The following is a 12756-nucleotide window of genomic DNA, read 5'->3' on the forward strand; positions in this document are numbered from 1 at the left end:
CCATCGGCCCGCCCGGCCTACCATGGGCTTCTGCCCCATCGGAACCGCCATGCCCAACCCCCTTGCCCGCGCCATGCCGCGCGCCGCCTGCCTGGCGGCAAGCCTGGCTGTTGGCGCGCAGGCCGCTGCGCAGGATCCGGGCAGCAAGGAGCCAGGCACGCGCACCCTGCCGCCGGTGACCGTCAGTGCCAAGGCCAACCGCGACCCGGTCGAGAAGTCCTACCGGAAGATGATTCGGGGCATGGAATTGTTCGAGCGCGAAAAAAGCCTCGCGCCCAATGCCTCGCTGCGCTTCAAGCTCTTGCCGCGCCGGCGCGAGACCGACATGAACTCGATTGACATGGAGGTGATAGGCAGCACCGTCGCCTTCCCCGTGGCCATCGCGCCCGACCACACCTTCAGCCTGCCGCGCGATCCCAAGGCTTTCTCGGAAGATGCGCAGGTCATCCCCAACCGCAAGGCGCAGAGCATGACCTGGCGCACCGAGATCCGCACGCCGGGCCTGCCGCCCAATACCCGGCGCCTGGGCGACCTGCGGCTGGAGTGCAGGGTGGGCATGGAGGCCGGCCTGGTATCTCGCGGCACCAGCATCATCGGCGCCATCGCAGGCGCCGTGTTCGATACGCCGGCTTACTGCGAGAAAAAGATACCGCTCTACCTGTTCTTTTCGGAGCGCCCGCTGTTCAGCGTCACGCTGTCGGCCGGTGAGCGCCGCGAAATCCTGCCCCTGGCCATGCTCTACGCCGCCGCGAGCGACGATCCCAAGCTCGACAGGGACCTGCCAGACTGCGACTGCGAGGTGCTGGTGGACCGTACCTACTTTCTTCCGCTGGGTGATCGCAGCTGGCCCGACGACACCCTGGTCGAGTTTGACTACATGGAGGGCGGATGATGCTGGCGTGCAGGCTGTTGTTGTTGTGCGCCGGCCTGGTGCTGGCGGGCTGCGCCGGCCCGGGCGTAGTGGAGGATACCCGGCCGCCGTTTCGCAACGCCGGCCTGTCCATGCAGGGCGCGCAAGGGATGGTGGTCCCCGGAACCAGCACCAAAGCCGACGTCAGCGCCGCGCTGGGCCCCGCCACCGTGGTCAGGTTCGACAGCGGCTACGAGGTCTGGGCTTACCGGGAAAAGCCGCCCAAAAGCGAAACACCGGGGACTGAGTTTGTGATCCTGTTCGCGCCGTCCGGCATCGTGCAGAAAACCCGGATACGGCCCCGCTACGAGGCCGTCCCTGCTTCCTAGTCGCCCAGGCCCACAAAGATGTTCTGCACGTCGTCGTTCGCATCGATGGCGGCGAGGAAGGCCTCGACTTCTTCGAGCTCGCCGGCGCTCAGGGTCGACGGGCTGACGGGATTCTTGGCCTTGTAGCCGAGCTTGGCCGACAGCACGGTAAAACTCTGCGCGGGCAGCGCGCGGCTGACGATGTCCAGGTCGGCGTGGTCGGTCAGGAACATGGTCGTTCCTTCTTCGTGGCCCGGCTCAAAGTCCTGGGCACCGGCTTCAATCGCGGCCAGTTCAGGGTCGGCGCCGGCAGCCTGCGGCTCAGCTTCAATCATGCCCACGTGGTCGAAGTCCCAGGAGACTGAGCCCGAAGTGCCCAGATGCCCCTTGCGGAACAGCACGCGGATTTCCGAGGCCGTGCGGTTCAGGTTGTCCGTCAGGCATTCGACCATCAGGGGCACGCGGTGCGGCGCGAAGCCCTCGTAGATCACATGCTCGAAATGCACCGCGTCACCCGTGAGCCCGGCGCCTTTTTTGATGGCGCGCTCCAGGGTGTCCTTGGGCATGGAGACCTTGCGGGCCTGCTCCACGACCAGTCGCAGGCGTGCGTTCGAGGCCGGGTCCGCCCCGTTGCGCGCCGCGACCATGATTTCCTTGGCCAGTTTGCCGAATACCCGGCCCCTGGCATTCGCGGCCAGTTCCTTGCCTTTTGCTTTCCACTGCGCGCCCATGTCTGTTCTTCCTTGCTGTTGCCGCGCTTGACGCGCATGCGGTATTCGGGGGGTGCTGCGGCATGGCACGGAGCACGCGCCGCAGGACCGGGGTCCCCGGTTATACACCCATACGGCGCGGCCGCAACGGTAGGACGGCGCCGACGCCAACATCAGCGCCTTCCCGCTACAGGGGCAGCGGCGCAGCGCTAATTTTGGACACCTGCCAACACGAAAGGAGCCGACATGCCAAGAGGTGACAAATCTTCCTATTCCGACAAGCAAAAGCGCAAGGCCGAGCACATCGAGGAAGGCTACCAGGACCGCGGCGTCGGCAAGGAAGAGGCCGAGCGGCGCGCCTGGGCCACGGTGAACAAGGAAACGGGCGGCGGCAAAAAGTCCGGCTCCGGCCGCGGCAAGGCGGAAAACCATGCCCCTTCACGCAAGGGCGGGCGCCTGGGCGGCGCGGCGGCGGCTTCTCGCAGCGCGGCCGAGCGCTCGGCCTCGGCCAAAAAGGCCGCAGCCACCCGCAAGCGCAACGCCGCCGCGAAGTAGGCGTCCTGCTTGCTTACTTGACCGGGATCACGGTGCCGGCCGGCACCGGAACCGCCGTGACGCTGTTTTGCGGCGAACCTTCAATGACCCGGTCCGAATAGGTCAGGTAGACCAGGGTGTTGCGTTTGGTGTCAATCATGCGCACCACGCGAAGCTTCTTGAAAACCAGCGAAATACGCTCGCTGAACATCTCTTCCTGCTTGTCCAGCGGCTTGGCGCCAAAGCTGATGACGCCGGTCTGCCGGCAGGCGATGGAGGCTTCGGCCTTGTCTTCGGCCACGCCGAACGCACCCTTGATGCCGCCGGTCTTGGCGCGCGACACATAGCAGGTCACGCCAGCGACCTTGGGATCGTCGTAGGCATCGACCACGATCTTGTGGTCGGGGCCTATGAACTTGAACACGGTGTCCACCGCGCCGACTTCCTCGCCGCCCGCGCCGCCGCAGGCGGACAGGAGCAGGAGCAGGCTCAGCGAGCTGAATGCGGGGCGCAGGCGCCGGATGAAGGGGGGGCTCATGGATATTCCTCCTGATGTGTATATATATATGCAGGGATGCCGCGGGGTTTGCCGCCCCGGAGCTCCTAATGTACAAAAGCCCGGGCCGGGTGCACCGCTCCCGGCCTGTCAGGGCTTTAACAGCTCAAAAAAGCCGCTTGCCAGGCGCTCGCCGTTGACCATGATGTCCACCTCATGCCGGCCGGCATGGTGCACACGCGTCGTGAAGTCGCGCACCACCTGGCTGCGTGACAGCCGCACGCTTTCGCCTGCGCCCAGGCTCAGTTCCTTGAGCTTGAAGACCTTGGCCGAACTGCTGCCGGCTTTTTTAACGTAATGGACGGCGTAGTCCACCACCAGGCGCTGGCTCTGGCGCGAGGTGGACTGCAGCGTGAACGACAGCTCCAGCCGCTCACCCAGCGTGAGTTTTTTCGGGCTGACGGAAAAGCCACTGATGCTCACAGCCGCCTTTTTGCCGGCACCTATCACGCCCAGGGCCTGCCTGTCGCCCTGCTTGATCAGGGTGCGGAGCGCGTGGCGCGCGATCCACGCGGTATGCGGGTTCTCCAGCGGCCAGCTTTTCAGGCGATTCAGCACCCATTCGGGATGCAGCTTGGTGATGTCGTTGAGGTGATTGGCCACCGACTTGCGCACGTAGAGGCTGCCGTCGGCCTTGAGTGCCTCCAGGATGGGCGCGGCAAGCTCCGGGTCGGCCATCAGCGCATCAAGCCTGAAAGACCAGGGCAGGCGGGGGCGGCTGCCTTCGCTGGCCAGGCGCCGCACGTGTTCGCTCTCATCCTTGGCCCATACCTTCATCACGGCCAGCGTGCGCGCCGGGTCCTGGCGGATGAACTCGCGGATGGCGAATTCAGAGCTGCCGAAGGCGGTGAAAAATTTCAGCGCCTCCATGGACGTCTCAAAGTCATCGCGCCCGTACAAGCCCACATAGTCCGGCAGCACCAGGGTGACAAAACCGCTGTTGATGCGCGGCGCCAGCTTGCGCAGGATGGCGATGGCTTTTGGGTAGTCGGCGGGCAGCGTGGCATGCAGGCATTCGCTGGTGCGCCGCAGGCGCTGCATCAGCGAGAGCTCGTCCAGGCCGGGCAGGGCGAGCGCCAGAAACTTCTTGCCGTCAAAACGCGGATAGACCGCCGCGGTTTCCGCCGCGATGTGGCGATAGCGCGCGGGATCGAAGATGTTTTTGAGGGCGGGGACGGCGGTGTCGGACATGGCGCCCAATTCTGCCACCGCCGGTTTTTCAGGCTTCCAGAGCGGCACGAGGGTCGAAGGCCTTGAAGGCTTCGGCCATGTCCTCGTAAGCCTTTTTGGCGCCCTTGCTGCCGGCAGGCGGCAGCGCGAGTTGCAGCACAAAGTAGAAGTCGCCCGCCGGCTTGCCCGGCAGGCCCCGGCCCTTGAGCCTGAGCTTGTTCCCCGGCGATGAACCCGCCGGGATGGTGAGCTCGACCCGGCCCGTCGGCGTGGCCGCCTCGACCTGCGCGCCCAGGGCGGCCTCCCAAGGGGCCACCGGCAGGTTCATGTAGACGTCGCGGCCGTCGGCGCGGTAGAGCTTGTGCGGCAGGAATTCCACGTCCAGGTAGAGGTCGCCGGCGCCACCCTTGCCGGCCCCCGGCGCACCCTGTCCGGCCAGGCGGATGTGCTGGCCGGCGCGTATGCCCTTGGGAATGGTGAATTCGATGCTGCGTGGCTGGCCGCGCCTGCCCGTCTCGCTGAGCTGCAGCGTGCGCGTGGCGCCCTGGTACGAGTCCTCGATGGCGATCTGTATCTTCGCGTGCTGGTCCTCGCCGGCCATGTCGAAGCCGCCGCGGGCGCGGCCCATACCACCCCCCATGTCGGCGCCCATGCTGCGAAAGATGGCGTCAAAGAAGTCGCTGTGGTCGAACCCTCCGGCATCGCCGAAGAACGGATGGCCGGCGGCTTCCTCGCGCGCCTGCCATCCCGGCGGGGGCCGGAATTCCTGGCCGGCCTGCCAGTTCGCGCCCAGCCTGTCGTAGGCAGCGCGCTTTTCAGGGTCGCGCAGCACTTCGTAGGCTTCGGAAATTTCCTTGAAGCGCGCCTCGGCGTTCTTCTCTTTACTGACGTCGGGGTGGTATTTGCGCGCCAGCTTCCGATGGGCTTTTTTGATCTCATCGGGCGTGGCGTCGCGCGCCAGGCCCATGGCCTTGTAATAGTCCTTGTATTCCATGAAAAACCTTCCTCAGGGATGGTTTGCCTGCCGGCCTGGCCGCCAGGTCAGTTGCACCAGGCTGGTAGATGGGGGCGGCCGCCTCAGGGTCAACCCGCAGCGCCGCTGGAGTTGCGCCTCTACCGGGCCGCTATGGCGGTCCCTATCATCCAGCGATGACCTCCAGCCCACCCCTCTCCCATGACAGTGCCGGCTTGCGCGCCCTGTTTGAAGCCCAGCACCAGGCCAGCCGCGCGCAAATCGAAGTGCCGCTGGCATTGCGCCGGGATCGCCTGCTGCGCGTACGCGCCTTGCTGGACGAACACGGCGCCGAACTGGCGCAGGCCGTCAACGCCGACTTCGGCGTGCGCTCGCCGCAACTCACCGAAATCGCCGACATCTTTGTGCTGCGCTCGCTGCTGTCCAGCACGCTCAAGAACCTGCCGAAGTGGATGAAACCCGTCAAGGTGAGCACACCGCTGTATCTGCAGCCTTCGCGCGCCTTCCTGCAGCGCCAGCCGCTGGGCGTGGTGGGCGTGGTCTCGCCCTGGAACTACCCGGTGCAGCTTTCGCTGGGCCCCGTCATCACTGCCCTGGCCGCGGGCAACCGCGTGATGCTCAAGCCCAGCGAACTCACGCCGCGCACCTCGGCCCTGCTGGCGACGCTGATTGAACAATCCTTTGCGCCCGACGAACTCTGCGTGGTGCAGGGCGACGGCCAACTGGCCGCCGAATTCGCCGGCCTGCCGTTTGACCACCTGTTCTTCACCGGCTCCACCGCCGTGGGCCGCAAGGTGGCCGAAGCCGCCGCAGCCAACCTCACGCCGACCACGCTGGAACTGGGAGGCAAGTCGCCCTGCATCATCGATGCCTCCTGCGACATCGACAAGGCCGCCATCAAGATCGCGCACGGCAAGCTGCTCAACGCCGGCCAGACCTGCATCGCGCCCGACTACGTGCTCTTGCCCCAGGGCAGCGAAACGGTTTTCGGCGAGGCCTTTGCCCGCGCCGTGGCGACGCTGTTTCCCACCATCACCGGCAACCCCGACTACGCGGCCATCATCAGCTCGCGCCACCTGGAGCGGCTGCAGGCGCTGCTGGCGCAGGCCGAAGGCGAGGGCGCGCGGCTGCAAACCGTCCAGCCCTTGCAGCCCGGTATGGTCGGCGTGGGCGCGGCATCGCGGCAGATGGCGCCGGTGCTGGCCTTTGATGTGCCCGCTACATCAAAACTGCTCAGCGAGGAGATCTTCGGTCCCATTCTGCCGGTCATTCCCTACGCTTCGATCGACGAAGCGATCCGCTACGTCAACGCCAGGCCGCGGCCGCTGGCGCTTTACTGGTTCGGCACCGACACCGGTTCGCGCGACCATGTGCTGGCACGCACCGTGAGCGGCGGCGTCACGGTGAACGACACGCTGATGCACATCGCCCACAAAAACCTGCCCTTCGGCGGCGTCGGCGAAAGCGGCTGGGGCGCCTACCACGGCGAAACCGGCTTCCTGCGGCTGACGCAGCAAAAGCCGGTGATGGTTCAGTCCAAATGGGCGCGTGGGGATTTGTTTTACCCGCCCTACGGCAAGCGGTTTGAGCAGGTGATGGGATTGCTCAAGCGATTGATCTGATGCTGGGGCCGGCCTTGTGTTCCGGCCCACCGGTCACACGGCAGCCTGTTCAAGGATTTTTCGAATAAGCTCCCCCGATGGAGAACGACAAAAACGGCGAGCCAAATATGCGGGTGCTGTTCCTTTGCAGCCTGAACCGCTGGCGCAGCCCGACGGCGGAGCAGATTTTCGCGGAGCATCCCGGCCTGGAATGCTCCTCGGCGGGCCTTAACAACGGCGCGGACAATCCCCTGACTCCGGATCTCGTCGAATGGGCCGACCTGATCTTCGTCATGGAGCGCGCGCACAAAACGAAGCTGTCGTCCAGGTTCAAAAACCAGGTCAATGGCAAACGCATCATCTGCCTGGGGATTCCGGACAAATATCCCTATATGGATCCGGCGCTCATCGAATTGCTCAGGCGCAAGGTGGCGCGCTTCCTGCCGGGCGCCTGAAGTCCGCGCCGGCGTTAAGGCGTGGTCCCGAACACCTGCGTCCAGTAAATCCCCTGGCTGCTCCGGGTGTTCACTGCAAAGGCCGCACCCATCTCGCTGAAAGCGGGCGACATGATGTTGGCGCAATGGCCGGGGCTGTTGATCCAGCCGCGCACGGCCGCGTCGGCATCCATCTGGCCGGCGGCGATGTTTTCGCCGATGGCGCGCCAGCGGTAACCGGCGCGGTTGGCTCGGCTGTCCACCGTGCTGCCGTCGCGGCCGGTGTGGCTGAAGTAGTCGTAACGCGCCATGTCGGCCGCGTGTGCGCTGGCCAGGCCATAGAGCGCGGGGTTGAGTTGCAGCGGCGGTGCCGCCGCGAAGGCCTGGTTGCCGCAGCGCTGCGGCCGGGAGCGCGCCTCGTTGACCAGTGCCAGCACCCGCGCCTGCACCTGGTCGGCCTGTGCCGCGGCGGGCGGCGAGAAGGGCTCGGCCAGCAGCACCCAGGTGTGTGCGCCGCGCTGGTAGAAGCCGGCCTCCACAAACTCGCTGTGCATGGCCGCGCCGCATGAGTTGCCCAGTGCTTTTTGCGTCAGCGCCGCGGCGCCGGTGGCGCCGCGCACCGTGATCTGCACGGTGCGCTGGGCGCGGTAGCCGCTGGCTTTGAGCGCGTCATCGAGTTTGCGGCCGCCCGCGACCAGCGCCGTGGCGCGCGACAGCGCCGCATGTTCGCGCAGCGGGGCGGCCGGGCGGGCGCCTTTCCCGCAGCCCTGCTGGCGCAGCGCATTGAGCGCGCGCAGCAGGGGAGCGTGGTCTTGTACCGCCGGCTGCGCCTGCGCCAGGCCGGCGGCCGTCAGCAGGATCGCCAGCGCCGCGTGCATGCACGCGCCCCGTGTTTTTGTCGCCGTGCTGGAGGTCCGCATGGTTGCATGATAGCCAGCGCTACGATCGACCGGCGCCGGTCCACGGCAAGGCCGGTAAGATATTTTTTGAAAAAAACGAACCCTTTCAGCACCGGCAGGCCTCTTTGTCAGCATTCACCACCAACAAGGAGTTCCTGATGTTTTTCCTGCAACGCAACCTTCCCGCCTGGGAACGGGCTTTTCGCCTGGGCGGCGCGCTGCTGCTGGCCTGCGCCGGCCTGCTGTGGCTGCCGGCCGGCTGGCCTGTGGCGCTGGCGCTGGGCAGCGCGCTGGCCATGGGGCTAACCGGCGTGATCGGTTTCTGCCCCGCCTGCGCGCTGGTCGGACGCAAGCCCGCGGCCAAAGGCAAGCCATGAAAGCCAGCCCCCAGCTGGTCGACGCCGCCCGAGGCGGCGACACCCAGGCCATCGCCCAGCTGCTCACGCAGTGCCAGCCGGACCTCAAACGCTTTGCGCGCCGGACCTGTTCCTCCGCCGAGGATGCCGAAGATGCGGTGCAGGCCGCGCTGTGGCAGCTTTACCGCAAGATAGGCGCACTGCGAACCGCGGCGACGTTTGCCGTCTGGCTGTTTCGCATCGTCGAGCGCGAATGCTTTCGCCTGTTTCGCGGCCGCGGTGCCGCGCAGGCCCAGGAGGGCGCCGACGTGGAGGCCGTCGCCGCGCCGGCGCTGCCCCTGGACCTGAGGCTGGACTTGAGCCGCGCCATCGCCGCCTTGCCCGAGGCCTATCGCGAGGTGCTGATCCTGCGCGACGTGGATGAACTCACGGCGCCCGAGGTGGCCCAGCATCTGGGCCTGGGTGTGGACGCGGTCAAGAGCCGGCTGCACCGGGCGCGCGCCATGGTGCGGGAGCGCCTGATGGCCAGCGGCTACTGGCACAAGGATGGCGGCATCGACGGCCTGTCCTGAGCGCCTGCTACCGGTCGTCCCCGCAACCCCCACCGGCGGTCGAAAGCAGGGGGCAGCCGTCATGGCACCCCCTTAGAATGGCCCCCAAAATAACCTGGAGGGGTGAACCATGCCTTTTGTCGGATTGGGACTTCATTTTTTTGTGGCGGTGTTTTTCGCCGTCCACGCCCTGCGCAGCGGCCAGCAGCTGTACTGGCTGATCATCCTGTTCTCTTTCCCCCTGCTGGGCAGCATCGTTTATTTTGTGGCGATTTACCTGCCGGACTCGCGGCTGGAGCGCGGCGCACGGAAGGTGGTGGCGGCCGCAGCGAAGACGCTCAATCCGACGCGGGAACTCAAGGAGGCGCATGCCGCCTTCGACTACACGCCGACCGCCCAGAACCAGATGCGCCTGGCCGCCGCGCTGCTGGAGGCCGGCCAGCCCCTGGAAGCCGCCCAGACCTACGACGCCTGCCTCAAGGGGCCGTTCGCCTCCGACCTGGAAATCAGGCTGGGCGCGTCGCGCGCCTATTTCGCCTGCGAGCGCTATGCCGAGGCCGTCACCCACCTGGAATTCATCCGCAAAACCGACCCTGCCTTCCGGGCGGAGCAAATCTCGCTGCTGCTGGCCCAGGCTTTTGCGGGCGCCGGCAGGCCCAGCGACGCCAGGGCGGAGTTCGAGTCCGCCGTGGAGCGTTTCGGCAGCTTTGAAAGCCGCGCCGAATACGCCATCTGGGCCGCGATCAGCGGCGACACGGCGACCAGCGCGCGCCTGCAGGTCGAACTGCAGCGCGCCATGGAGCGCTGGAACCGGCACACCCGTGAGCTCAACAAGCCTTTGCTGCGCCGATTGAACGCCGCGTTCGAGGGCCGCTGACCGCGGCATGCCCGGGCTCCATGGCTGACCATCGCATGCGCCTGGGCCGTCCCTCCGTCAAAACCCGCCTGCTGCTGATGCTGGTGGCTGTCCCGCTGGTCACCTGGTTCGCGGTCAAGCCCGTGCGGGTGCTCGCGCCGAGGCTGATGGGCCTGCACTGCCTGAACGCCTCGGTCTGTGTTGACGACCCCACCCGCATGGTGCAGGCCGCCGGCCTCTACGCGGAGGGCATGGCTTTTGTGCCGGAACTGCTGGGCTCCTTCAAAGGCAAGCCCCGCGTCATCTTTTGTTCGTCACAAGCCTGTGCCGACACGTTCGGCCTCGGTGGGCGCGCCGCGGTGACCCTGGGCACCTGGGGCACGGTGATAGGTCCGCGCGCGTGGGAATCTTATTTTGTGCGCCATGAATTGATCCACTACGCGCAGGCTGAGCGCATCGGCACTTTGCGCCTGCTGTTCAAGCCGCAGTGGTTCGTCGAAGGCATGGCCTATGCGCTGAGCCAGGACCCGCGGCAACCGCTGACCGAGCCTTTCGAAAGCCAGCGCAAGCGCTTTCTGGCCTGGTACGCGACTGTCGGGAAGCCGGCGTTGTGGCAGGCGGCCCGGGACCTCTAGGGTCAGGCTTATTTCTGGAAGTGGCTGGGCGGCTGCCCCATGGCGGCCTTGAACATCGCGGTGAAGGCGCTGTCGCTCGCATAACCGCTGGCCGCCGCCACGGCGCTGACCGATTGCCCGCGTGTGAGCAGGGGCAGGGCGTGGGCCAGGATGGCCTGCTGGCGCCACTGCTGGTAGCTCAGTCCCAGTTCGTCGCGGAACAGCCTGGCCACGGTGCGCTCGCTGGCGCCGATGTCGGCCGCCCATTCGGCCAGCGTGGCGCGCTGGGCCGGCGCGCGCAGCACGGCTTCGCACAGGGCGCGCAGCCGCTTGTCGCCGGTTTGCGGATGTGGCATGGGCACGCCCAGCGCCTGGATATCGGCGTGCGTGAGCTCGTCCAGCACCAGACCGCTCAGCAGTTGTTCGCGCGACGGCGCCAGGGGGCGCTCCGGCGAAGCGGCGTCGAGAGCGCTGATCGATTCGCGCAGCAGCGGCGACACCACCAGCACGCGGCAGCCGCTCCAGCCCTTGGGCGTCGCGCTGGCGTCGATGTAGAGGGTGCGGAACTCGGCGGCCTCCAGCACAGTGATGTGGTGCTGCGCTCCGGGCGCGATCCACACGGCGCGCGAGGGCGGCACGATGTAGGTGATTTCGCCACCGGCGCCGTCGCTCTCGGCGGTGACCTGCACGACGCCGGTGGCGCAATAGGCCAGCTGCGCCCAGGCATGAGAGTGCGGTTCGAAGTGGGTGTCGGCCGGCATGGAGCGGGCGCGTACGCGCACAGGCCGCTTCGGGCTGGGGGTGAAGCTGTCGGTGTCGCCCACCGGCATGAAGCGAAGGCCGGGGCTACGCGCATGGTCAATGACCACTCGGGTGGTTTTGTCTGAAATTCGATGAATCATGGCTATTTGTCGCATTTCAGCAGACTGGACCAATACTACGATAGCGCCATGAATACTTCAAGCACTGCGGCCGCGACCGCCGGCAACGCGATTTCCCTCAAGCAGGACGCCAGCGTGATCGGCCTGGTCGGCACGGCCCACCTGATCAGCCATTTCAGCCAGCTGCTGCTGGCGCCGCTGTTTCCCTGGCTCAAGGAAGCCTTCAACGTCAGCTACGCCGAACTCGGCTTCCTGATGACGATTTTCTTCGTTGTTTCATGCGCGGTGCAGGCGTTTTCGGGTTTTGTGGTCGACCGTTTCGGCCCGCGCCCCATTCTCTTTGGCGGCCTGACCCTGCTGGGCCTGGCGGCTTTCGGCTATTCCATCAGCACCAGCTACTGGATGATGGCCGGCTTTGCCGTGATGGCCGGCATCGGCAACGGCGTCTTCCACCCGGTCGACTACACGCTGCTCAACCGCAAGGTCAGCGCGCCGCGCCTGGGCCATGCCTACAGCGTGCACGGCATCACCGGCAGCCTGGGCTGGGCGCTGGCCCCGGCCATGCTGGTGCCGCTGACCTTCGCGTTTTCCTGGCGCGTGGCGCTGGCCTGCGCGGGTGTGCTGGCCTTTGTTGTGCTGGCGGTGCTGGTCTTCAACCGCGACAAGCTCACGCTGGCCGTGACGGCCCCGGCCAAGGGCGCACCGGCGGCCGACAGCTCGCTGGGTTTCCTGAAGATTCCCGCGGTCTGGATGTGTTTCGCGTTTTTCTTCTGGTACGCCATCGTGCTCAGCGTGGTGCAGGCTTTTGCGCCCGAAGCCGCGCGCCACCTGCACGAGGTGCCGCTGCCGCTGGTCGCCATGTGCCTGACGATCTACATGGTGTGCAGCGCCGGCGGCATGGTGTTCGGCGGCTTTCTCGCGTCCGACCCGGCGCGCTGCGAGCGCATCGTGGGCATAGGCTTTGGCGTGGCGGCCGTGTTCGCGCTGCTGCTGGCCCTGGGCAGCTACCCGGCATGGGTGGTGCCGGTGCTGTTCGGCATCATGGGCTTTGCCTCGGGCATTGCCGGGCCTTCGCGCGACCTGCTGGTCAAGCGCTCGACGCCCGAAAACGCCTCGGGCCGGGTTTACGGCGTGGTGTATGCGGGCCTGGACATTGGCCAGGCCGTGTCGCCGCTGGTCTTCGGCGCGATGATGGACCACGGCCAGTACCGCGGCGTGCTGCTGGGCCTGGCGCTGATGCAGGCTGTGCTGATCGCCAGCGCCTTCAATGTGCGCCGCGTGCGCCGTACGGTGCTGCCGGCCGCAGGCCAGGTGCCGACGGCCGTCTAGAAACCTGGCCAGGTCGCGGCCTGTGTGCGCGGCAGCAACGGTTTTGGGGTGGACTTGCGTGCTCCGATGGCTTG

At 66.7% G+C, this 12756-nt stretch carries 16 protein-coding genes; 10 read left to right on the top strand and 6 right to left on the bottom strand.

The window, feature by feature from the left end:
• The first annotated feature begins 49 nt into the window (after positions 1-49).
• Together ACSQ27_RS03750 and ACSQ27_RS03755 are read left to right on the top strand one after the other, a co-directional pair.
• Positions 50-892, top strand: coding sequence for a hypothetical protein (locus ACSQ27_RS03750; protein WP_436154129.1), 843 nt, complete (start codon positions 50-52; stop codon positions 890-892).
• Entirely contained in the window at positions 889-1239 is a 351-nt protein-coding gene (locus ACSQ27_RS03755) for a hypothetical protein (RefSeq protein ID WP_436154130.1), read from the top strand. Before ACSQ27_RS03750 ends, ACSQ27_RS03755 begins: the two co-directional genes overlap by 4 nt.
• Here ACSQ27_RS03755 and ACSQ27_RS03760 read toward each other — a convergent pair.
• Positions 1236-1949, bottom strand: a complete 714-nt coding sequence (locus ACSQ27_RS03760) for a YebC/PmpR family DNA-binding transcriptional regulator (RefSeq protein ID WP_436154131.1) — start codon at positions 1947-1949, stop codon at positions 1236-1238. The genes ACSQ27_RS03755 and ACSQ27_RS03760 overlap by 4 nt on opposite strands.
• A 225-nt stretch (positions 1950-2174) precedes the next feature.
• Here ACSQ27_RS03760 and ACSQ27_RS03765 point away from each other — a divergent pair, with 225 nt between their 5' ends.
• Positions 2175-2483 (top strand): plasmid stabilization protein, encoded by a 309-nt coding sequence (locus tag ACSQ27_RS03765; protein WP_436154132.1) that lies wholly within the window; start codon positions 2175-2177, stop codon positions 2481-2483.
• A 13-nt stretch (positions 2484-2496) separates the two neighbouring features.
• Here the strand turns inward: ACSQ27_RS03765 and ACSQ27_RS03770 are convergent, their stop codons facing one another.
• The 3 genes from ACSQ27_RS03770 to ACSQ27_RS03780 form a co-directional block, all read right to left on the bottom strand.
• Positions 2497-3000, bottom strand: coding sequence for a CreA family protein (locus ACSQ27_RS03770; protein ID WP_436154133.1), 504 nt, complete (start codon positions 2998-3000; stop codon positions 2497-2499).
• A 108-nt stretch (positions 3001-3108) separates the two neighbouring features.
• A complete protein-coding gene (locus ACSQ27_RS03775; protein WP_436154134.1) occupies positions 3109-4209 on the bottom strand; it encodes a DNA alkylation repair protein in 1101 nt (366 codons plus the stop codon).
• 28 nt (positions 4210-4237) lie between these two features.
• Positions 4238-5182, bottom strand: a complete 945-nt coding sequence (locus ACSQ27_RS03780) for a DnaJ C-terminal domain-containing protein (protein WP_436154135.1) — start codon at positions 5180-5182, stop codon at positions 4238-4240.
• 155 nt (positions 5183-5337) lie between these two features.
• Between ACSQ27_RS03780 and ACSQ27_RS03785 the strand changes: the two genes are divergently transcribed.
• Both ACSQ27_RS03785 and ACSQ27_RS03790 read left to right on the top strand, forming a co-directional pair.
• Positions 5338-6783 carry a coniferyl aldehyde dehydrogenase gene (locus ACSQ27_RS03785; protein WP_436154136.1) on the top strand — a complete coding sequence of 482 codons (1446 nt, stop codon included), beginning with the start codon at positions 5338-5340 and terminating at the stop codon, positions 6781-6783.
• A gap of 77 nt (positions 6784-6860) precedes the next feature.
• Positions 6861-7217: a low molecular weight protein tyrosine phosphatase family protein gene (locus ACSQ27_RS03790; protein ID WP_436154137.1), complete on the top strand. Its 357-nt coding sequence runs from the start codon at positions 6861-6863 to the stop codon at positions 7215-7217.
• A gap of 14 nt (positions 7218-7231) precedes the next feature.
• On the opposite strand, the gene ACSQ27_RS03795 is transcribed toward ACSQ27_RS03790, so the two are convergent.
• Positions 7232-8116, bottom strand: coding sequence for a CAP domain-containing protein (locus tag ACSQ27_RS03795; protein WP_436154138.1), 885 nt, complete (start codon positions 8114-8116; stop codon positions 7232-7234).
• Between the two features lie 137 nt (positions 8117-8253).
• Here ACSQ27_RS03795 and ACSQ27_RS03800 point away from each other — a divergent pair, with 137 nt between their 5' ends.
• From ACSQ27_RS03800 to ACSQ27_RS03815, 4 genes are all read left to right on the top strand, one after another.
• Entirely contained in the window at positions 8254-8472 is a 219-nt protein-coding gene (locus tag ACSQ27_RS03800) for a YgaP-like transmembrane domain (protein WP_436154139.1), read from the top strand.
• Positions 8469-9023 (top strand): RNA polymerase sigma factor, encoded by a 555-nt coding sequence (locus ACSQ27_RS03805; RefSeq protein WP_436154140.1) that lies wholly within the window; start codon positions 8469-8471, stop codon positions 9021-9023. The genes ACSQ27_RS03800 and ACSQ27_RS03805 overlap by 4 nt, the downstream gene beginning before the upstream one ends.
• Positions 9024-9132: 109 nt before the next feature.
• Positions 9133-9879: a hypothetical protein gene (locus tag ACSQ27_RS03810; protein WP_436154141.1), complete on the top strand. Its 747-nt coding sequence runs from the start codon at positions 9133-9135 to the stop codon at positions 9877-9879.
• A 20-nt stretch (positions 9880-9899) separates the two neighbouring features.
• Positions 9900-10493 (top strand): hypothetical protein, encoded by a 594-nt coding sequence (locus tag ACSQ27_RS03815; protein WP_436154142.1) that lies wholly within the window; start codon positions 9900-9902, stop codon positions 10491-10493.
• Positions 10494-10501: 8 nt separating this feature from the next.
• Here the strand turns inward: ACSQ27_RS03815 and ACSQ27_RS03820 are convergent, their stop codons facing one another.
• Positions 10502-11374, bottom strand: coding sequence for an AraC family transcriptional regulator (locus ACSQ27_RS03820; RefSeq protein ID WP_436154143.1), 873 nt, complete (start codon positions 11372-11374; stop codon positions 10502-10504).
• A gap of 48 nt (positions 11375-11422) precedes the next feature.
• On the opposite strand from ACSQ27_RS03820, the gene ACSQ27_RS03825 reads away from it, so the two are divergent.
• Entirely contained in the window at positions 11423-12682 is a 1260-nt protein-coding gene (locus tag ACSQ27_RS03825; RefSeq protein ID WP_436154144.1) for an MFS transporter, read from the top strand.
• Positions 12683-12756 lie beyond the last annotated feature (74 nt).

It is taken from the genome of Polaromonas sp. LjRoot131 (assembly GCF_964252805.1).
Lineage (GTDB): Bacteria > Pseudomonadota > Gammaproteobacteria > Burkholderiales > Burkholderiaceae_C > Polaromonas.

What these genes read in the sequence shown, in the direction of transcription:
- ACSQ27_RS03750 (WP_436154129.1), top strand. Translation starts at nt 50, where the DNA reads ATGCCCAACCCCCTTGCCCGCGCCATGCCGCGCGCCGCCTGCCTGGCG.
- ACSQ27_RS03755 (WP_436154130.1), top strand. Translation starts at nt 889, where the DNA reads ATGATGCTGGCGTGCAGGCTGTTGTTGTTGTGCGCCGGCCTGGTGCTG.
- ACSQ27_RS03760 (WP_436154131.1), bottom strand. Translation starts at nt 1,949, where the DNA reads ATGGGCGCGCAGTGGAAAGCAAAAGGCAAGGAACTGGCCGCGAATGCC.
- ACSQ27_RS03765 (WP_436154132.1), top strand. Translation starts at nt 2,175, where the DNA reads ATGCCAAGAGGTGACAAATCTTCCTATTCCGACAAGCAAAAGCGCAAG.
- ACSQ27_RS03770 (WP_436154133.1), bottom strand. Translation starts at nt 3,000, where the DNA reads ATGAGCCCCCCCTTCATCCGGCGCCTGCGCCCCGCATTCAGCTCGCTG.
- ACSQ27_RS03775 (WP_436154134.1), bottom strand. Translation starts at nt 4,209, where the DNA reads ATGTCCGACACCGCCGTCCCCGCCCTCAAAAACATCTTCGATCCCGCG.
- ACSQ27_RS03780 (WP_436154135.1), bottom strand. Translation starts at nt 5,182, where the DNA reads ATGGAATACAAGGACTATTACAAGGCCATGGGCCTGGCGCGCGACGCC.
- ACSQ27_RS03785 (WP_436154136.1), top strand. Translation starts at nt 5,338, where the DNA reads ATGACCTCCAGCCCACCCCTCTCCCATGACAGTGCCGGCTTGCGCGCC.
- ACSQ27_RS03790 (WP_436154137.1), top strand. Translation starts at nt 6,861, where the DNA reads ATGGAGAACGACAAAAACGGCGAGCCAAATATGCGGGTGCTGTTCCTT.
- ACSQ27_RS03795 (WP_436154138.1), bottom strand. Translation starts at nt 8,116, where the DNA reads ATGCGGACCTCCAGCACGGCGACAAAAACACGGGGCGCGTGCATGCAC.
- ACSQ27_RS03800 (WP_436154139.1), top strand. Translation starts at nt 8,254, where the DNA reads ATGTTTTTCCTGCAACGCAACCTTCCCGCCTGGGAACGGGCTTTTCGC.
- ACSQ27_RS03805 (WP_436154140.1), top strand. Translation starts at nt 8,469, where the DNA reads ATGAAAGCCAGCCCCCAGCTGGTCGACGCCGCCCGAGGCGGCGACACC.
- ACSQ27_RS03810 (WP_436154141.1), top strand. Translation starts at nt 9,133, where the DNA reads ATGCCTTTTGTCGGATTGGGACTTCATTTTTTTGTGGCGGTGTTTTTC.
- ACSQ27_RS03815 (WP_436154142.1), top strand. Translation starts at nt 9,900, where the DNA reads ATGGCTGACCATCGCATGCGCCTGGGCCGTCCCTCCGTCAAAACCCGC.
- ACSQ27_RS03820 (WP_436154143.1), bottom strand. Translation starts at nt 11,374, where the DNA reads ATGATTCATCGAATTTCAGACAAAACCACCCGAGTGGTCATTGACCAT.
- ACSQ27_RS03825 (WP_436154144.1), top strand. Translation starts at nt 11,423, where the DNA reads ATGAATACTTCAAGCACTGCGGCCGCGACCGCCGGCAACGCGATTTCC.